At 73.0% G+C, this 18,287-nt stretch carries 17 protein-coding genes; 12 read left to right on the top strand and 5 right to left on the bottom strand.

Annotation, left to right across the window (positions count from 1 at the left end; translation table 11 throughout):
• Nucleotides 1-13: 13 nt before the first annotated feature.
• Nucleotides 14-886 carry an SDR family oxidoreductase gene (locus ABD831_RS00630; RefSeq protein WP_344942973.1) on the bottom strand — a complete coding sequence of 291 codons (873 nt, stop codon included), beginning with the start codon at nucleotides 884-886 and terminating at the stop codon, nucleotides 14-16.
• A 208-nt stretch (nucleotides 887-1,094) separates the two neighbouring features.
• Between ABD831_RS00630 and ABD831_RS00635 the strand changes: the two genes are divergently transcribed.
• On the top strand, nucleotides 1,095-1,913 hold the full coding sequence (locus tag ABD831_RS00635) for a sigma-70 family RNA polymerase sigma factor (RefSeq protein WP_344940046.1): 819 nt from the start codon (nucleotides 1,095-1,097) through the stop codon (nucleotides 1,911-1,913).
• A 15-nt stretch (nucleotides 1,914-1,928) separates the two neighbouring features.
• On the opposite strand, the gene ABD831_RS00640 is transcribed toward ABD831_RS00635, so the two are convergent.
• On the bottom strand, nucleotides 1,929-2,702 hold the full coding sequence (locus ABD831_RS00640) for a GAF and ANTAR domain-containing protein (RefSeq protein WP_344940048.1): 774 nt from the start codon (nucleotides 2,700-2,702) through the stop codon (nucleotides 1,929-1,931).
• A gap of 124 nt (nucleotides 2,703-2,826) precedes the next feature.
• On the opposite strand from ABD831_RS00640, the gene ABD831_RS00645 reads away from it, so the two are divergent.
• The 5 genes from ABD831_RS00645 to ABD831_RS00665 all read left to right on the top strand — a co-directional run bounded on the left by ABD831_RS00645 (nucleotide 2,827) and on the right by ABD831_RS00665 (nucleotide 8,555).
• Nucleotides 2,827-4,179 carry a cation:proton antiporter domain-containing protein gene (locus tag ABD831_RS00645; RefSeq protein WP_344940051.1) on the top strand — a complete coding sequence of 451 codons (1,353 nt, stop codon included), beginning with the start codon at nucleotides 2,827-2,829 and terminating at the stop codon, nucleotides 4,177-4,179.
• A gap of 200 nt (nucleotides 4,180-4,379) precedes the next feature.
• Nucleotides 4,380-5,486, top strand: a complete 1,107-nt coding sequence (locus ABD831_RS00650) for a glycosyltransferase family protein (RefSeq protein ID WP_344940054.1) — start codon at nucleotides 4,380-4,382, stop codon at nucleotides 5,484-5,486.
• The gene (locus tag ABD831_RS00655) at nucleotides 5,474-6,556 is read left to right on the top strand and encodes a glycosyltransferase (RefSeq protein ID WP_344940057.1); all 1,083 of its coding nucleotides are present in this window, start codon (nucleotides 5,474-5,476) and stop codon (nucleotides 6,554-6,556) included. Before ABD831_RS00650 ends, ABD831_RS00655 begins: the two co-directional genes overlap by 13 nt.
• A complete protein-coding gene (locus tag ABD831_RS00660; RefSeq protein ID WP_344940060.1) occupies nucleotides 6,553-7,608 on the top strand; it encodes a glycosyltransferase in 1,056 nt (351 codons plus the stop codon). Before ABD831_RS00655 ends, ABD831_RS00660 begins: the two co-directional genes overlap by 4 nt.
• The gene (locus ABD831_RS00665) at nucleotides 7,605-8,555 is read left to right on the top strand and encodes a galactosyltransferase-related protein (protein ID WP_344940063.1); all 951 of its coding nucleotides are present in this window, start codon (nucleotides 7,605-7,607) and stop codon (nucleotides 8,553-8,555) included. The genes ABD831_RS00660 and ABD831_RS00665 overlap by 4 nt, the downstream gene beginning before the upstream one ends.
• 25 nt (nucleotides 8,556-8,580) lie before the next feature.
• On the opposite strand, the gene ABD831_RS00670 is transcribed toward ABD831_RS00665, so the two are convergent.
• On the bottom strand, nucleotides 8,581-9,108 hold the full coding sequence (locus ABD831_RS00670; protein ID WP_344940066.1) for a universal stress protein: 528 nt from the start codon (nucleotides 9,106-9,108) through the stop codon (nucleotides 8,581-8,583).
• A 180-nt stretch (nucleotides 9,109-9,288) separates the two neighbouring features.
• Here ABD831_RS00670 and ABD831_RS00675 point away from each other — a divergent pair, with 180 nt between their 5' ends.
• The 6 genes from ABD831_RS00675 to ABD831_RS00700 all read left to right on the top strand — a co-directional run bounded on the left by ABD831_RS00675 (nucleotide 9,289) and on the right by ABD831_RS00700 (nucleotide 15,615).
• Nucleotides 9,289-9,954 (top strand): hypothetical protein, encoded by a 666-nt coding sequence (locus tag ABD831_RS00675; protein WP_344940069.1) that lies wholly within the window; start codon nucleotides 9,289-9,291, stop codon nucleotides 9,952-9,954.
• A 7-nt stretch (nucleotides 9,955-9,961) separates the two neighbouring features.
• On the top strand, nucleotides 9,962-10,471 hold the full coding sequence (locus ABD831_RS00680; protein WP_344940072.1) for a pyridoxamine 5'-phosphate oxidase family protein: 510 nt from the start codon (nucleotides 9,962-9,964) through the stop codon (nucleotides 10,469-10,471).
• 127 nt (nucleotides 10,472-10,598) lie between these two features.
• Nucleotides 10,599-12,332: a sensor histidine kinase gene (locus ABD831_RS00685; protein WP_344940075.1), complete on the top strand. Its 1,734-nt coding sequence runs from the start codon at nucleotides 10,599-10,601 to the stop codon at nucleotides 12,330-12,332.
• A complete protein-coding gene (locus tag ABD831_RS00690; RefSeq protein ID WP_344940078.1) occupies nucleotides 12,308-13,087 on the top strand; it encodes a response regulator in 780 nt (259 codons plus the stop codon). The genes ABD831_RS00685 and ABD831_RS00690 overlap by 25 nt, the downstream gene beginning before the upstream one ends.
• 353 nt (nucleotides 13,088-13,440) lie before the next feature.
• The gene (locus tag ABD831_RS00695; RefSeq protein ID WP_344940081.1) at nucleotides 13,441-14,982 is read left to right on the top strand and encodes an LCP family protein; all 1,542 of its coding nucleotides are present in this window, start codon (nucleotides 13,441-13,443) and stop codon (nucleotides 14,980-14,982) included.
• A gap of 84 nt (nucleotides 14,983-15,066) precedes the next feature.
• Nucleotides 15,067-15,615 carry a copper chaperone PCu(A)C gene (locus ABD831_RS00700; protein ID WP_344940084.1) on the top strand — a complete coding sequence of 183 codons (549 nt, stop codon included), beginning with the start codon at nucleotides 15,067-15,069 and terminating at the stop codon, nucleotides 15,613-15,615.
• Nucleotides 15,616-15,626: 11 nt separating this feature from the next.
• On the opposite strand, the gene glsA is transcribed toward ABD831_RS00700, so the two are convergent.
• Complete coding sequence (gene glsA / locus ABD831_RS00705; protein WP_344940088.1) at nucleotides 15,627-16,679, bottom strand: glutaminase A; 1,053 nt, start codon at nucleotides 16,677-16,679, stop codon at nucleotides 15,627-15,629.
• Nucleotides 16,676-18,190, bottom strand: coding sequence for a leucyl aminopeptidase family protein (locus ABD831_RS00710; RefSeq protein WP_344940091.1), 1,515 nt, complete (start codon nucleotides 18,188-18,190; stop codon nucleotides 16,676-16,678). The genes glsA and ABD831_RS00710 overlap by 4 nt, the downstream gene beginning before the upstream one ends.
• Between the last annotated feature and the right edge of the window lie 97 nt (nucleotides 18,191-18,287).

Raw genomic sequence — 18,287 nt, forward strand, 5'->3', positions numbered from 1 at the left:
GGTCACACTCCGGTCAGAAGACCGCTCCCCCGCCGGTGACGCCGAGGATGGTGCCCGACACGTAGCTCGCGTCGGCCGGCGACGCGAGGAAGACGTAGGCCGGGGCCACCTCGCCGGGCTGGCCGGCGCGTCCCAGCGGTGTGTCGGCGCCGAACGTCTCGATCTTCGCGCTGTCGCGGGTGGCCGGCTGCAGCGGCGTCCAGATGGGACCAGGAGCTACCGCGTTGACGCGAATTCCCTTGGGGCCCAATGACGCAGCGAGGTTGACCGTGAGGTTGTTGAGCGCCGCCTTGGTCGCGGCGTAGTCGAGCAGGGCCGGTGACGGGTCATAGGCCTGGATCGAGGTCGTATTGATGATCGATGAGCCCGGCTGCAGGTGCGGCAGCGCCGCCTGGCAGAGCCAGAGCACCGCGTGCAGGTTGGTGCGCATGACACGTTCGACGTGCTCGGGCTGAAGTCCCTCGAGCCCCTCCGGACCGCGGGCCCAGTGGTAGCCGGCGTTGTTGACGAGGATGTCGAGCCCTCCGAGGCCCCGGACCGCGTCGGCCACGGCGCGCAGGCAGTTCTGCCGCTCGACGAGGTCACCAGGAACGAGAACCGCTGCGCCACCGGCCTTCTCGATCCACTCGGCGGTGTCCTCGGCATCGGACTGCTCACCCGGCAGGTAGCTGATCGCGACGTCGGCGCCCTCGCGGGCATAGGCGATGGCCACCGCACGCCCGATCCCGGAGTCACCGCCGGTGATGAACGCCCTTTTTCCGTCGAGCTTTCCGTGACCGACGTACGTCTCCTCGCCGTGGTCGGGCCTCGGCTCCATCAGGCTCGTCAGGCCCGGGGGCTCCTGCTGCTGGGCGGGAAACCCACCCTTGTCGTCGTGACGCACCATGCTCTCGGCGCGGTCGGCGATGTCAGTCACGGGCCCATCCCTTCGGTCGGCGGCGCTACCTCCTGCACCTACCCACTCGCCGGTCTCGAGGACCGGGCGGGACGGCCGCCGCCCATTGCGCAATCGCCACGGGCGTGGCACTGTCGAAAGGTCTGAGCGGTCCAACCACAGTGCCGACTCCGTCATCCGAAACATCCGGAGATGAGTCATGGCGCAGCACACCCCTCACACCCGACCGTCGTTCGCGGAGCGCGACGCAGAGACCTCGGAGCTCTTCGAGCGCCTGGCGTCGAGCCGCACCGCGGAGGAGTCCGAGCAGGTCGTCGAGCAGATTGTGCTCCTCTACCTCGACCTGTGCACGACCATGGCCGGACGCTACGACGGACGTGGCGTCGAGCACGACGACCTCGTCCAGGTCGCCCGCCTCGCGCTCGTCAAGGCGATCCGTCGCTACGAGCCCGGCCACGCCCCCTCGTTCGCGGCCTACGCCGTCCCCACGATCTCCGGAGAGCTCAAGCGCTGGTTCCGCGACCGCGGTTGGGTCGTGCGTCCGCCGCGCCGGCTCCAGGAGCTGCGCGCCGACCTCCAGGCCGTGCGCGCCGAGCTCGAGCAGGCACTGGGAGCCACTCCCACCGACGCGGACCTCGCCGAGGCCGTCGGCGCCACGGTCGACGAGGTGCGTGAGGCGGCGTCCGCCGCGACCGGTTTCCGCCCCCTGTCGCTCGACTGCAGCCCGGCCGACGACGACCGACCGGGCCTGTCGACCTTCCTCGCCGCCGACGACGACCGGATGGAGGGCGCGGACGACCGCGTGTGCCTCACGGAGGCCCTGACCGAGCTCGACGACGACGAGCGCGAGCTGCTGCTCATGCGCTATGTCGAGGGCATGACCCAACGGGAGATCGGCGAGGCCCGAGGGGTCAGCCAGATGCAGGTGTCGCGCACGCTGAGGCGCATCACGGTGCAGCTGCACGACCACCTCGCCGAGCAGCCGGCGGCCACCGAGGAGATGAACACCGCCTCCTGAGCCCGGTCAGCCCGGTCAGCCCGTGGCGCCCTCGCGTCCTGCCGGCGACCCCGGGGGACGGCCCGAGATGGCGGGCAGGGCGCCCGTGTCGACCACCTGGAGCGCCACGTCGTGCAGCTTGCGGTTGGAGTTCTGGCTCGCCATCCGCAGCAGGCCGAAGGCCTGCTCTCGCGTCACGTGGTGGCGGGCCATGAGGATGCCCATGGCGACCCCGATCTCCCGGTTGCTGGCCAGCGCCTTCTGGAGGTTCTCGACCTGCAGCTGGTTCGCCGACAGCGCCACGGCGAGGGCACCGTGGGTGGCCAGCATGAGTCCGACCAGCTCGGCACGCTCGTCGAACGCTCCCACCTCGTCGGCGTAGATGTTGAGCCCGTCGATGGTGTCGTCCACCTCGTGGCCGAGGCGATAGCTGAGCATGCTGAGCAGACCGAGCTCGCTCGAGACCTTCGCGCCGTACTCCGGCCACCGGTCGTCGTGGCGCAGGTCGCGGGGGCGGTAGAGGGTGTCCTCGACGATGGCGTCGAGGCAGGGGCCCGAGCCGAGGGCGTACTGGATGTCGTCGGCACGCTGGGCCAGCTCGTCGGTCGCCGCAACCGTCCGGAAGCGGCCGTGGTCGTAGCTGGTGATGCTCGCGCAGCGAGCTCCCGGGACCCGGTCGACGGCCATCCGGGCCACGGCGTCCAGCGCCGCCGACGGACCCATGGACTCGAGCTCGGCGCCCAGCTGGGCGAAGGACTCGGCGACGGCTCGAAGCTCGTCGTCCGTCTGCTGCGCCCGGTCGTCACCCATTCGGTTCCACCACCTCCACGCAACGACGGTAACGCTCGGAGCCGGCAGGTGATGGTCGATCGGCGGCTGAACCGGTCGGGTATGTCACGGGGAGGCCAACCCCGAGGAGTACCCGCGTGTCGTCATGTCCATCAACCTGATCTACCTCATCGCCGGAGTCGCGATGTTCCTCGCCGCGGTGCTCCCCTCCGTGCTCGACCGGTATGCCGTGTCGGCGGCGATGGTGCTCCTCGTCCTCGGCATGGCCATCGGACTGCTGCCGCTTCCCGAGGGGATGCGCCTGGACCCCGTCGCCATCCGACCGCAGGTCGAGCGGGTCACCGAGTTCACGATCCTCGTCGCCCTGATGGGCGTCGGCCTCGCCATCGACCGCTCGTTCGACTGGCGCAGCCGGGCCGCGTGGGCGGCCTGGTCTCCGACGTGGCGCCTGCTGGCCGTGGCGATGCCCCTGACGATCGCGTCCGTCGCCCTGCTCGGGTGGGGACTCGGGCTCGCGCCGGCGGCCGCCTTGCTGCTCGGCGCGGCCCTGGCGCCGACCGACCCGGTGCTGGCCAGCGACGTGCAGGTCGAGGGACCCGCGGTCGACGGCACCGGCGACTCCGGCACCGACGACGACGAGGCGCTGGGCGAGCCTGTCGACGAGAAGGACGACGTCCGGTTCGCGCTGACCTCGGAGGCGGGCCTCAACGACGGCCTGGCCTTTCCGTTCGTCACGGCTGCCGTGCTGATGGCCTCCGCCGGCGGTCTCTCCTCGATCGGCTCGTGGGGCCTGCACTGGTTCGCCTGGGACCTCGTGGGCAAGGTCGTCGTGGGGGTTGCCGCGGGTGTCGCGGTCGGCTGGGTCCTGGCTCGCATCGCCTTCCGGTCGTCGCGACGCTCACTCCGTCTCGCCGAGCAGGGGGAACCGCTCCTGGCCCTCGCGGCCCTCGTCATGACGTACGGCTTCAGCCAGCTCGTCGGGGGCTACGGCTTCGTGTCGGTCTTCGCCTGCGGCATGACGCTGCGCGCGGCGGAGCGCAACCACAACTACCACCGGTCGATGCACGAGGTGGTCCAGCGGCTCGAGCGACTGCTCACCCTGCTCATCCTCCTCATGCTCGGCATGTCCATGACCAAGGGCGTGCTCGGCGAGCTGGACTGGCGGGGCGTGGTCATCGCCCTCGCCCTCGTCTTCGTGGTCCGACCCGTCGCCGGCTGGGCCAGTCTGCGTCTGCGAGCCCGCGAGCCCGGGCTGCCCGGCGGCCTCGGTCGCAAGGAGATGCTCGCGACCGCGTTCTTCGGGGTGCGTGGCATCGGCTCGCTCTACTACCTCTCCTTCGCGGCCGGCGAGCACGCGTTCGCCGACGAGCGGTGGCTCTGGTCGACGGTCGCCTTCACGATCCTGCTCTCGGTCATGGTCCACGGCACGCTGGCGACGCCGGTCATGCGGTACCTCGAGCGACGCCGCGACCGGGCCGGCGCCATCCCCGTGGACTGACGCGGCCCCCGCGGAGCCCGCACGACAAACCGCTGGAACCACCCATAACCCCACACATCGGGCACGTTCGAGGCAGTCGGTGTGCCTGGCGCGGTTCGCGGGTATGAGAAGTGCCGGAGGCTCCAGCCCAGCGGCCCCCGACCCCGCGCCGACGCCCCCTCGATCGGTGTGCGTCGGCTGGTGCACCGAGAGGCAACCGGTTGAGTCCCGTCATCGCGTCCGTTCCCGCAGGCCACGTCTACGTCCGACACCTCGCCCCACCGGACGGGGAGACGACGGTGACCCGGCTTCCCGACCCGCGCCCGCGCGCGGACGTCCCCGACGCCCAGTGGTGGCCGCCCCGGATGCTCGAGCCGGGCTGGGTCGACGAGCACGCGGACGAGTTCGACGTCATGCACGTGCACTTCGGCTTCGACGCCGTCTCACCCGACGACCTCGCCGACGTCGTCGCGAGCCTCCGCCGCCACGGCAAGCCGCTCGTCGTCACGGTGCACGACCTGCGCAACCCGCACCACGTCGAGCGCGGACTGCACGACGCCCAGCTCGGGGTCCTCGTCCGGGCGGCGGACGCTGTGCTCACCCTGACTCCCGGCGCGGCGGCGGAGATCGCGGCGCGATGGGGCCGCGACGCGCTCGTCGTCCCCCACCCCCACGTCGTCGAGGAGCCGTGGCTCTCCCGGGAGCGGGCGCCGCACCCCGGTTTCGTCATCGGCGTCCACGCCAAGAGCCTGCGCGCGAGCATGGACCCGCTCCCGGTCATCGAGGAGATCGTCGCCACGCTTCCCGACCTCCGGGGCGCCCGGCTCCGCGTGGACGCCCACACCGACGTCATGACCCCGGGCCACCCCAGGCACGCGACGGACCTCGAGCCGCGACTGCGCGCGCTCGCCGACAGCGGCCAGGTGGACCTGCACGTGCACGACTACTTCACCGACGCCGAGCTCTGGGACTACCTCCAGTCGCTGGACGTGTCGGTCCTGCCCTACCGCTTCGGCACCCACTCAGGCTGGCTCGAGGCCTGCTACGACCTGGGAACGACGGTCGTGGCCCCCGACTGCGGCTACTACGCGGAGCAGCGGCCCTGCATCCTCTACGGCGTGCCGGGGTCGGCGCCCGCCCGGACCGAGGGCAGCGCCCCGCCGCTGCGCGACGCCCTGCTGCGCGCCCACCGCGACCGCCCGGCGTGGCGGGCCGACCCGGACGAGCGCTGGCGCGAGCGCCTGGAGATCTCCCGGGTCCACGAACAGGTGTATGCCGCAGCGCTGGCCGACGTCGCCGCGAAGGGGGGTGCGTCGTGCACGTCGTAGTGCTGGCTGCCTCGAAGCACCCGATCGCCGAGCCCTTCGCCGGCGGCCTGGAGTCCTTGACCTGGCACCTCGTGCGCGGCCTGCGCCAGCGTGGCGTCGACGTGACGTTCTTCGCCGGTCCCGGCAGCGACCCCGCCCTGGGCGCCCATGAGCTCGACATCGCGCCGCTGCGCCTCAGCGACACGGCTCGCGCAGACGTGTCGATGGTGCCGGAGGCATGGCTGCGGGAGCACCACGCCTACCTGCAGGTCATGGTGGCTCTCCAGCGACGCGAGGACATCGACGTCGTCCACAACAACAGCCTTCACCACCTCCCCGTCGCCATGGCGCACTCGCTGCACGCGCCCGTCCTGACGACCCTGCACACGCCTCCGACCCCGTGGCTCGAGGCCGCCATCGCCATCGACGCCCGGCCGCGGGACGCCCTGCGGCGTGGCCGTTTCATCGCCGTCAGCGAGCACACGGCTGCCTCCTGGTCGCACGTCGCCTCCGCGGACGTCGTGCACAACGGTGTCGACGTCCGGCGCTGGGTCGCCGGCCCGGGCGGCGACGAGCTCGTGTGGGTCGGTCGCATCGTTCCCGAGAAGGCCCCGCACCGCGCCATCGCGATGGCGCGCGCCGCGGGGCGGCGGCTGCGTCTCGCCGGGCCTGTCGGTGACGCCGAGTACTTCGCCCGACATGTCGCCGGAGAGCTCGGCGACGGCGTGACCTACGTCGGCCACCTCGACACGGACGGCCTCGTGGCCCTCGTGGGCAGCAGTGCCGCCACGCTCGTGACGCCCGAGTGGGACGAGCCCTACGGCCTCGTCGCCGCCGAGTCGCTGGCCTGCGGCACCCCGGTGGTCGCGCTGGACCGCGGCGGACTGCGGGAGTTCGTCGTGCCCGGTGTCGGTGTCCTCCTCCCGCACGACGCCTCCGGGGCCGAGGCAGCGCAGGCCGTGGCGACCGCGGTCGGGCTCGATCGTGCGGACTGCCGCGCGCACGCCGTCGCCGCCTGCTCGGTGGACCGCATGGTGGAGCAGTATCTCGGCCTCTACCAGTCGCTCGCCGCCCTGCCCGGTGCCGCGTGATCGGCTACTACGTCCACCACCAGGGCCTGGGCCACCTCACGCGACTGCAGGCCGTCGCCGCGCACCTACGCTCGCCCGTCACCGGCCTCAGCTCCTTGCCCAGGCCCGCCTCCTGGGACCAGGACTGGGTGCAGCTCGAGCGCGACGACACGATGTCGTCGCCGACCATCGCCGCCGCAGACCCGACCGCCCACGGGGTGCTGCACTGGGTGCCCCGCCATGACCCAGGGCTGGCCGGCCGCGCTGCCGCGGTCTCGGACTGGATCCGCCACGCCCGTCCCTCCCTCGTCGTCGTCGACGTGTCCGTCGAGATCGCCGTGCTGAGCCGCCTCTGCGGTGTGCCGGTGGTCGTGCTCGCCATGCCCGGCGTCCGCACCGACCGCACCCACACCCTCGCGTACGACCTCGCCGACGCGCTCCTCGCGCCGTGGCCGGAAGCCGCGCACACCGAGGGGTGGCCGCGGGCCTGGCGGGCGAAGCTCTGGGCGGTCGGCGGCCTGTCCCGTTTCGACGGCCGACGCCCCGGTCCCGCTCGGTCCGTCGCCCCGGGAGCCCGACGTCGCGTCCTGCTCCTGTGGGGCGGTGGTGGGCGTGGCACGTCGGCCGCCGAGGTCGCGGCCGCACGAGCCGCCACGCCGGGCTGGAAGTGGGTCGAGCGGGGTCCCGGGTCGCCCTCGCCCGACCTGTGGGCCGACCTCGCGGCGGCCGACGTCGTCGTCACCCACGGCGGCCAGAATGCCGTCGCCGAGGTCGCGGCCGCTCGCCGGCCCGCCGTCGTCGTGGCCCAGCCACGTCCGTTCGACGAGCAGGTGGCCACGGCCCGGGCGGTCGACCGCCTCGGCGTCGCCGTCGGGGTCGGGACGTGGCCGGACGCCGCAGACTGGGCCGGCCTGCTCGACCGTGCCCTGTCGCGGGGAGGTGAGGGCTGGCGTCGGTGGTCCACGGGTCATGGCGCAGCCTCCGCCGCCTCCCGGCTCGACGCGATGGTCGACCGTCACCGCGCAACGACCACGCAGATCCCGTCGACCCGGGCTGCGCGGACCGCTTCATGACCGACCCGAACGGCCCCCGACACGGCGCACGCGCGAGCGCGGGGGGCCTCGCCGTCGTCACCATCGTGCACGGGCGTCACCAGCACCTCGAGCGCCAGCTGTGGGGCCTGCGCCAGCAGACCCGCCTGCCCGACGCCCACGTCGTCGTCGCGATGGACGACCCGCACGTCGAAGCCACAGCCCGCAGCCACGCGGGCGACTGGGCGGTCCACACTGCGGCCACGCCACGTCAGGACGGCCACCTGCCCCTGGCCGCCGCCCGCAACCTCGGCGTGGACGTCGCCGCCCGGGCCGGCGCGGACCGCGTCGTCCTGCTCGACGTCGACTGCATCCCCTCGCCACGACTCCTGGAGCGGTATGCCGCCGTGCTCGGCGACGTGGGCAGCCGCAGCCTCGAGCTGGACCCTCCCGAGGCCGGCGCGGGCGCCATCGCCGCGCCTGTGGTCCTGGCCGGGGAGGTGGCCTATCTGCCGCCCGCGCCGGAAGGCAGCGACTACCGCGACCTCGGGCTCGCGGCCCTGGACCGGCTCGCCGACCCGCACCCGGGACGTCCCGTCCTCTCCGCCGACGACGTGCTCCCGGCTGCCGACCTGCGGCTCTTCTGGTCGCTGTCCTTCGCCGTCACCGTGTCCCACTGGCGCGCGATCGGCGGCTTCGACGAGGGCTACGTCGGCTACGGCGGAGAGGACACCGACTTCGGGCAGCGCCTCGGCGCCGCCGGCGGTCTCCTCCTGTGGGTGGGCGGCGCCCGCGCCCACCACCAGCACCACCCGACGTCGTCGCCCCCGGTGCAGCACGTCCACGACGTCGTCGCGAACGCCAACCGGTTCGCCGAGCGCTGGGGATGGTGGCCCATGGAGGGATGGCTCGAGGCGTTCGCCGCACGAGGACTCGCGCACCGGTCGGCCGACGGCAGCTGGCAGGTCAGCGGCCCGGCGCTCGTCTGAGCAACCGGTCGTCCGAGGGACCTGCTCAGCGCGCGAGGACCACCGTGCTGAGCGCGTGCTCGAGCACCGCTCGGCTGGTCGAGCCGAGGGTCATCCCGACGAAGCCGCCACTACCCGTCGCCCCGAGCACCACCTCCTCAGCGGTGGCAGAGAGGCGGATGAGCTCCTCGGCGGCGTGCCCGGAGAGCACGCGTTGCTCGACGACGACGTCCGGGAAGTCCGCCGCGACCTCGTCCACGACCTCCCCGAGGTAGGCCTCTGTGGCCTCCTGGGGGTCGGCCGTGAACCACCACGGCGACGCGCCCACACGCTCGGGCGGCGCCAGTGGGTAGAGGTGCCACACCGCGGCGGCGACGACCACGTCGCCCTTGGCACGCGCGTCGGCGCAGGCCCAGCGCAGCGCGATGCGGCTCTGCTTCGAGCCGTCCACCCCCACCACGATGCGGCCCCTCGACCCGGACTCGTGAGCCTCGGGCTCTCGCTCCACGGGTGCTGCCGACCGTGTGGCGTCGGCAGCCGTCGGTCCGCCGTCGGGGCGTGTCGTCTCGTCCATGGTGCTCACCTCTCCCCCGAGCCTGCGCCCTCGTCCGGCGACGCGACAGGTGCATCGGTCCTGTCCGGTTCGGGACCTTGGTCCCACCCGTGGCGCGACCTTCGGCCATACCTACCGCAGGCCCGAGACGCGCACCATCGACGCAGCGCCGCACCCGGCGGCTTCGACCAGGAGAGCACCATGTGCACCGTCCTCATCACGTACTCCACCCCGCAGCCGCCCGGGGAGTCCACTGCCCCGGCGCCCGTCGCCGCTGACGACCGGGGCACCAGCCCCGTCCCGGAAGCGCCGTCGACGCCGTCCTTCGCCGACACGACGGCCGGCATCGACGAGGCCATCGCGGCTGCCGTCGCCGACGAGCTCACGCGAGCAGGCCACCGGGTCGCCTGCCGTCCGAGCGTCGCCGTCACCACGACGAACGGCTTCGACCTCGTCGTCGGCGTCCACCACCTGCGAGTCAGCCACTGGAAGGGCGGGACGCCGCGGCCGGTCGACGCGGACGACCCGGAGGCCGCCGAACCGGGACGGGCCGAGAGGCTCGCGGCGGGCGAGGACCAGCCGGACGTCGCGTCGACGATCCCGATGACGTGGTGCGCCGACTGGCGCGCGGTCGACGCCTGGGCCCGGAGTGTCGGCGACCACCTCGTCCACGTACTCGAGCTGCGCACCGAGCTGGCCCGCGTCCGGGCCGAGCTCGATCGGTGCCGGACCATGCTGCTGGCGGCGACGCCCGAGCCCCGCGCACTCTCGGCCGCCGAGCTCGGCCGTCCCGTCGCACGGGGGGCGGCTCCAGGCGTCCACCGGCCGCACCGGCGGACCCAGGACAAGCAGACGACAGGAGCGTGAGACGCCCATGTCCGGACAGCTGACGGGTCCTGAGCGCGCTGGGGCGTGGCACGCGCACCGGTCGAGCCGCAGGATCAACTACGTCGACCTCACGCCCGACGAGTGCCAGACCCTCCTCGAGTCCCGGGACATCGGACGCATCGGCTGGAACGCCGGCCACGGTCCGCAGATCTTCCCCGTGAGCTATGCGTGCGTGGCCGACCTCGTCGTCTTCCGCACGTCACCGTTCGGGGTCCTCTCCGAGCTCGTCCGCCCGAGCCAGGTCGTGTTCGAGGTCGACGACCTCGACCCGACCCGGCACACCGGCTGGAGCCTCATCGCCCACGGACGCGCCCAGGCCGTCGCGTCGCCGGCGCTGCTGACCCACCTGTGGACCGTCGACGGCGCGGAACCCTGGGCAGGCGGCGTCCGCAACGTCTTCATCGGCATCACGATCGAGCGGCTGACCGGCCGGTCCTTCGGCTCCCAGCGGGTGCCCTCCGCTGCACGAGGAGGCGCCCACTCGCAACCTTCATGACAACCTTCACGAACCTGCCCGCAACCGCCCCCGGCGGAGGCAGTCGGGCCTAGCCTTGGTACATGACGTCGACGCGCGCGACGACCCCGGACCCGGTCGCAGCGTGGCCCGCGAGGACTGCCCGCTGATGGTCCGGAGCGCTCTCTCCCTCCACGACCCGTCAAGCCCTCCGGGCTCGGCGGAGGAACGCCTGCGCGGCCTCCTGGCCGCCAACCGGTCGGTCGTCTCCGAGCTCGCCCTGCCGGGCGTGCTGCGACGCATCGTCGAGGCGGCGCGCGCCATCGCGGGGGCGCGTTACGCCGCGCTGGGGGTGATCGGGCCCGACGGCATGCTGGAGCAGTTCATCCACACGGGCATGGACGAGGCCACGGTCGAGCGGATCGGCCAGCTGCCCACCGGTCGCGGCGTGCTCGGTGCGCTCATCGAGCAACCTGCACCGATCCGACTGCACACGATCTCCGACGACCCGCGGTCCGTCGGCTTCCCGCCCGGGCACCCGCCCATGGTGGGCTTCCTCGGGGTGCCGGTTCGCTCCCGTGGGGAGGTCTTCGGCAACCTCTACCTCACAGATCGCCTCGACGGGTCGGACTTCAGCTCCGACGACGAGGAGCTCGTCGTCGCGCTGGCGGCGAGCGCGGGCATCGCCATCGAGAACGCACGTCTCTACGAGGAGTCGCGGCGCCGGCAGGAGTGGCTGCGCGCGTCCGCGGAGATCAGCCGTGACCTGCTGAGGCCCGGACTCGGCGACGAAGTCCTCGTGCGCATCGCCGACGCCATGCTGCGGCTCGCCGACGCCGACGTCGTCACCCTCGACTTCCCTGAGGCGGACGATCGGGACGCGTCCGTCCACGAGAGCCCGGACGGCGCGGGCCGTCTGTTCATCGAGGTCGCACGCGGGGTGGAGACGGACCACCTCGTCGGGACGGCATACCTCGCAGGCCCGTCGCTCGCCGGCACGGCGATGCGCGAGCGGCGACCTGCCCTCGTCGACGGGACGTGCCCGGCGCAGCCCGCGCTCACGCCAGTGATCGCGGACGGGATCTGGGGCCCGGCGATGGCGTGCCCGCTCGTCGGCGAGGAGGGCGTGCGCGGCGCGGTCGTCGTGGCGCGCCGCGTCGGGAGCAGACCCTTCAGCACGGCCGACGTCGAGACGGCCGAGCAGCTGGCGCTGCACGCCGCCGTCGCGCTGGAGCTGGCTGACGGGCGGCGCGACGAGGAGCGCATCGCCATGCTCGAGGACCGCCACCGCATCGCACGCGACCTCCACGACCACGTCATCCAGCGGATCTTCGCCACCGAGCTGACCCTCGAGGCGGCCAAGGGGCGCGCCATCGACGTCGCCGTGCGCGAGGCGCTCGGGCGCGCGGTGGAGGACCTCGACGAGACCATCCGACGCATCCGCGCCGCCATCTTCGAGCTGCAGGAGCCGACGTCGTCCTCCCCGGATGCCCGGGCCGTCCTGCTGGAGGTCGTGACGTCCTCGTCGGCCGGTCTCGGTTTCGAACCAGCGCTCCGCCTCGAGGGCCCGGTCGCAGCCGTGCTCGACCCTCCGCTGCTGCACGACGTGACCGCCGTCCTGCGCGAGGCGCTGACCAACGTCGTCAAGCACTCCGAGTGCTCCAACGTCGACGTCCACGTGGCCGTCACCGCATCGTCGGTCACCGTCGAGGTCACCGACGACGGGCCGCCGTCCGCGCTGAACAGCTCGGCCGGCTCTGGACGAGAGCACCCGGACGGTGGCAGCCACCGACGTGGTCTGGCCAACCTCGCGAGCCGCGCACGAGCGCGCCACGGTGAGTGCACGCTGACCACGGACGAGAGGGGAACGGTGCTGACATGGATCGCACCCCTGACGGCGTGACACCGCCGATCACGGTCTTCCTGCTCGACGACCACGAGATCGTCCGGCGCGGCCTCGTCGACCTGCTCGAGTCGCACGACGGCTTCAGGGTCGTCGGTGAGGCCGGCACCGCCGCCGAGGCGCTGCGCCGCATCCCCACGCTCGCGCCCCAGGTCGCCCTGCTCGACGCGCGCCTGCCCGACGGGAGCGGCATCGACGTCTGCCGCGAGGTCCAGATGAGCAGCCCCAGCACCCGGTGCCTCATCCTGACCTCCTACGACGACGACGACGCCCTCTTCGCGGCCGTCATGGCCGGCGCCTCCGGCTACCTGCTCAAGCAGATCCGCGGGCCCTCCCTGACCGAGGCCGTCGCCCACGTCGCCGCGGGACACTCCCTCATCGACCCGGCCCTCGTCGAACGCCTGCTGGAACGCATCCGCCGCCCCGACGCCGAGGGCGCCGGCCAGAGGCAGAACGGCCACGACAGCCACGGGGGGCGGCCCGGTCACGGTCCAGGACACGGCCGGTCCGGGCCCTGGACCCCTGCCGACTCCCTCACCGACCGCGAGCAGGAGATCCTCGACCTCATCGCCGAGGGCCTGACGAACCGGCAGATCGGCGTCCGTCTGCACCTGGCCGAGAAGACCGTCAAGAACTACGTCTCCGGCCTGCTGGCCAAGCTCGGCTTCGAGCGCCGCACCCAGGCAGCCGTCTACGGCGCCCAGCACGGGATCCAGCACGGTCCCGAACCGGTCGAGCACCACGGACGACCCTGACTGCACACGGCGGCCCACGGCGGAGGGCCGTGTAACGCATCGTCGTCGGCGCCGATGGTGTGAGTGAGACGGCACCCGATCCCCCGAGCGGGTGCCGTCTCGCTGTCCGCCGACGTGTCGTCTCCTGCGGACGCCACCGCCGCCCCTGCTGGTTGAAGGGCGACGATGCCGCCACGTGCCTTGTACCCGCCCGGAGCTCGGACGAACAGGACATCTCCGGCCGAGGTCGGACGCCGGCTGCGCTCCACTGCCCTCACGCCGCGGCGGCGCGCTGCGTTCGCCACCTGCGTACAGGCGCCCAGCGGCATCATGGATGGCGGATGACCTGCGTGGTGCGGGCCGGGAGGAGGGCGATGGATGCGGAGAGGCCGCGCTCGCGTCGGGCCGTCGCGCTCACGGCCCTCGGCACGCTGCTGCCTGGGGCCGGACTGACGCAGACCCGGAGCCGCTGGATCGGGTGGGTCCTGCTCACGGTCACGCTGACCGGCCTCGCCGTCGGGGCGCACGCCGTGCTTGCTCGCGGCGTCACGGCCGTCGCCCTCGACCTCGCGTCGCGGCCCGAGATGCTGATGCCCGCGGCGCTCGCCATCGCGCTCTGGGGGCTCGTGTGGTGCGCGTCCATCGTGCTCACCGCCGTCCAGGCCAGACCACCCGGGCTCAGCCGGGGACGCAGGTGGCTGCTCGCGGCCTTCACCACGGTCATGGTGCTCGTCGTCGGGGGCGGGACCTACATCACCGTCGACTACGCCCTCATCACCCGCGACACGGTGGGCGCCGTCTTCTCGGCCTCGCCGTCGGGGCCCGGCGCCCAGGGCGCCGCGAGCAGTCGGGACACCGGGGACACCGGAGACACCGGAGACACCGGGAGCACCGACCCGTGGGCCGGGCAGGCGCGGGTCACCGTGCTGCTCCTCGGCTCCGACGCCGGCGCCGACCGCACGGGCGTCCGCACCGACTCGATGATCGTCGCGAGCATCGACACGAGGTCGGGACGCACGACCCTCGTCTCGTTGCCGCGCAACCTGCTCTTCGCGCCGCTCGCCCCGGACAGCCCGCTCCGCGCCCGCTACCCGTCGGGTCACTTCGGCGAGCCGGACCGCACCTGCGCCCAGAACACTCCCGGCGCGACCGGCCAGTGCCAGCTCACCAACCTCTACGGCGAGGCCGAGGCCTATGCCGCCGACCACCCCGGCGCCTACGCCAAGGGCGTCGTGCCCGGACGGGAGGAGATCCGGGGCACCGTCCAGCAGATCGTGGGGCTGCCGATCGACCATGTCGTGGTCATCGACCTCAGGGGGTTCTCGCTCCTCGTCGACGCGATGGGCGGCCTCGACATCACCGTCAAGGACGCCGGGACCGGCGGCCCGCTGCCGATCGGCGGCCACGTCACGGCGGACAACCGCGTCGTCGGCGTCAAGGAGTGGTTCACGGCGGGGCGCCAGCACCTCGACGGCTGGCACGCGCTCTGGTACGCCCGGTCACGCGCCGGTGACAGCGACGACTACAGGCAGGCCCGCCAGCGCTGCGTCGTCCAGGCCATCCTCGACCAGGTCGACCCCGCCGCGATGGTGCGGCAGTACCCACGGCTGGCCCGGATCGCTCGCGACAACATCTACACCGACATCCCCGTCCGCAGCCTGCCCGCCTTCGTCGAGCTGGTCGAACGGGCCCGACGCGCACGGGTCGACAGCGTCTCGCTGACCCTCGCCGACGGCATCAAGCCCTGGGACCCCGACTACGCGAGGATCCGCACGCTGGTGCGCAGGGCCGTTGCGGCGCCGAGGCCCGCCGCGGCGTCCCCGACGACGGCGCCGACGGTATCGCCGCCCACGACCTCGCCGCGCCGGCTCACCCCCACGCCGAGCCCGACGACGACCCCGTATGCGCAGTGCTGAGTCGTCGCGGCCCGCTGCCCCACCGCCCGCGATCACCCGCCGCGGGGGAGTCGCGCGGTCGGCGCCGCTCCTAGCGTGGCGGGCATGAGGACCAGCCCGATCGTCGTCGCCGCGCTCCTGACCGCCGGCCTCGTGCCGCTCTCGGCGTGCACGTCGCAGCCGGACCCGGTGCAGCAGCGCATCACCAACCCGGCCCGGGGCACGAGCGTCAACGCGCAGGTCGGCAACATCCGCCTCCTCGCGACCCGCATCGACGCTCCCGAGGAGCGCAAGCTGCTCGGAGGCTCCAACACGGGCCTGTTCACGACGCTCGCCAACGACGGCGACACCGCCGACCGGCTGGTGGCCGTCAGCACGGTCTATGCGCGGCAGGTCGTCATGCGCCAGGGCACGGACGGCGCGCAGAGCCCGGTGTCGATCGAGGTCCCCGGCGCAGGCGTCGTGTCGCTGCAGTACCCGGGCGGACTGCACCTGGAGATGGTCGACCTCAAGGTCGACGTCCGGGCCGGGCGCCTGCTGCCGGTGACGTTCCGCTTCGAGAAGGCCGGCACCGTGACGGTCAACGTCTTCGTCGACGGTTTCGGACTGCCCACCGTCTCGCCGGTCTCGCCCGTGGCGCCCGCGACCAGCTAGTCACGCCCTGGTCAGGCACCGGGCAGAGCGACGTGCGGGTCGGCCGCCGAGGCGAAGACGTTGAGCCCCAGGACGTGGCTCAGGGAGCGGGTGATCAGCTGCCCGCGCACGCTGTTGCCGGCGTCGTCGAGCGGCGGTGACCACACGGCCAGCCCGCCCTTGCCCGGCGCCACCGTCACGACCGCACCGCTCACCCCGCTCTTGCCCGGTAGCCCGACCTCCCAGAGCCAGTCGCCCGACAGCTCGTAGAGGCCGGCCGTCGCCATCACGGCGAGCACGTGGGCGCACGTCCGGTCGGAGACGACGCGCTCCCCCGTCATCGGGTTGACGCCACCGTCGGCCAGCGTCGCCGCCATGACGGCGAGGTCGTGGACGTCGACGGACACCGAGCACTGGCGGGTGTAGAGGTCGGTGGCGACGTCGGGGTCGCAGTGGACCCGACCGTAGCTGTGCAGCAGGTGGGCGATGCCGCGGTTGCGCAGGTTGGTGCCCGACTCGCAGGCGTAGACGTCGTCGTCGACGGCGAGACGCCGGCCGGCGAACGCCGACAGGCCCGCGAGGACGACGTCCCAGGCGCTGGCCGCCCCGGCGTCGCCGCCACGCAGGTCGGCGACCTCGGGCGCCAGGCTGGTGGCGGCGATGGCGCCCGCGTTGACCATCGGGTTCATGGTGCGGTGGTCGTGCACCTCGACGGCCATGACGGAGTCGAAGGGCAGCCCGGTCGCGTTGGCGCCCAACAGGTTCCGGGCCCGGTCGGCTCCCAGGGCCTCGACGACGAGCGCGAGGACGAAGGGCTTCGACACGCTCTGGATCGAGAAGCGCACACCGGCGTCACCGACCTCGAAGGCACTCCCCGTCACCGACGCCACCGAGGCCGCACAGGCCGCCGGGTCCGCGTCGGCCAGCTGGGGGATGTAGGTCGCGACGACGCCGTCGGCGACGTGCCGGTGCCGGTCGTATGCCGCCTGCACCAGCTCACGGACCGTGGTGTCCTCGGGCAGGTGCCCGGTCGACACCTGGCCGAAGGGTCCGTCCGGGGACAGGTCGGTCACGGGCAGGCTCACGCGTCTGTCTCGGTCACCTCGAAGGTGCAGGCGAGCTCGACGAGCAGCCGGGTGCCGAAGCCCGTCGCCCCCTGGTTGCGCCAGCCGACGGCCTCGGGCAGCTGCGCGGTGCCGGCGATGTCGATGTGCGCCCACGGCTTGCCGCCGACGAACTCCTCGAGGAAGAGCGCCGCGGTGATCTGTCCCGCGTTGGGCCCTCCCAGGTTGGTCATGTCGGCGATGGGTGAGTCGAGCTGCTTGCGGTAGGGCCGGTGCAGCGGAAGCGGCCACACTGGCTCGTCGACGGCGGCACCGGCTGCCCGCACCTGGTCCACCAGCGCGTCCGAGTTGCCCATGACGCCGGCGATGTCGACGCCGAGGGCACGCAGGCAGGCACCGGTCAGGGTGGCGATGTCGACGATGGCGTCGACGTCGAGCTCCACGGCGAGCGCGAGCGCGTCGGCCATGACGAGGCGGCCCTCCGCGTCGGTGTTGCGCACCTCGACGGTCTTGCCGTTGCGCATCCGGAGCACGTCGCCGAGCTTGAGGGCCGACCCGGAGGGCATGTTGTCGGTGCACATGAGGTAGCCGGTGACCTCGGTCTGGCAGCCGGCGTCCCGCAGGGCCGTCATGGCGGCGAGCACCGTGGCGGCACCGGTCATGTCGTTCTTCATCTGCGCGTGCGACTCGTCGCTCGGCTTGATGCTGATCCCGCCCGAGTCGTACATGATGCCCTTGCCCACGAGCGCGAGGTGACCGCGCGACGGACCCTCGGGCACGTAGTGCAGCCGGATCATGCGGGGCTCCTCGACACTGCCGAGGTTGACCCCCAGGAGCCCACCGCAGCCGAGCTCGACGAGCTCGTCCCTGCCGACGACCTCGACCTCGAGACCAGCCGGAGGTCCGAGCTCCTGCGCCACCTCTCCGATGCGGGCCGCGGTGAGCGCTGCGGCCGGGCAGTTGGCGAGGTCGCGCCCGAGGGCTGCGGCACGTGCGAGCACCTCACCGCGGCGCACCCCCTCGACGACTGCCTCCGAGTCCGCGGCGGGGGCGACGATGACGAGTCGCTCGAGGGATCCGCCGTCGTGGGAGTCACTGATCCGGAATTCCCACCGGGCGAGCAGGACTCCCTCGGTGACGGCCCGTGCGAAGTCGCCGGGTGACAGCCCGATCTCCCGCGCGGGCAGCTCGACGGCCAGCCGGCTGTGCTGGGGCACCGCCCTGGCGAAGGTCGCTGCGAGGTCCCTGAGGACCGCCTCGTCGAGGTCGTCGGCGCCACCGATGCCGACGGCGACGAGCGCACGCCCCCCGCTGGGAAGCACGAGCGTCTGGCCGCGCCTGCCGGTGAAACCGACTGCGGCGAGGGCAGCCGCGTCCTGTCCGAGCTCGCCCGGTGGGTCGGAGCCCTCCGCCACGGGCACGGCGACCGCACCGACCTCGTCTGGTCCCGGCAGCTGCGTGACGACGTCCACGGCGGCGGCCGACCGTGTCGAGGGAACGGGATCCAGGGTGCGCATGGCGGGAGTGCTCACGCCGACTCCTTCCGGAGGCATGGGTCTTGGTCGCTTCGAGCATGTCCGCCCTGCGCTTCCTGCCGATTCACCCGTCGCGGGTGACCGCGTCCCCGGC

The sequence above is a fragment of the Terrabacter ginsenosidimutans genome, from assembly GCF_039539425.1.
In the GTDB taxonomy this organism is placed as follows: Bacteria; Actinomycetota; Actinomycetes; order Actinomycetales; family Dermatophilaceae; genus Terrabacter; species Terrabacter ginsenosidimutans.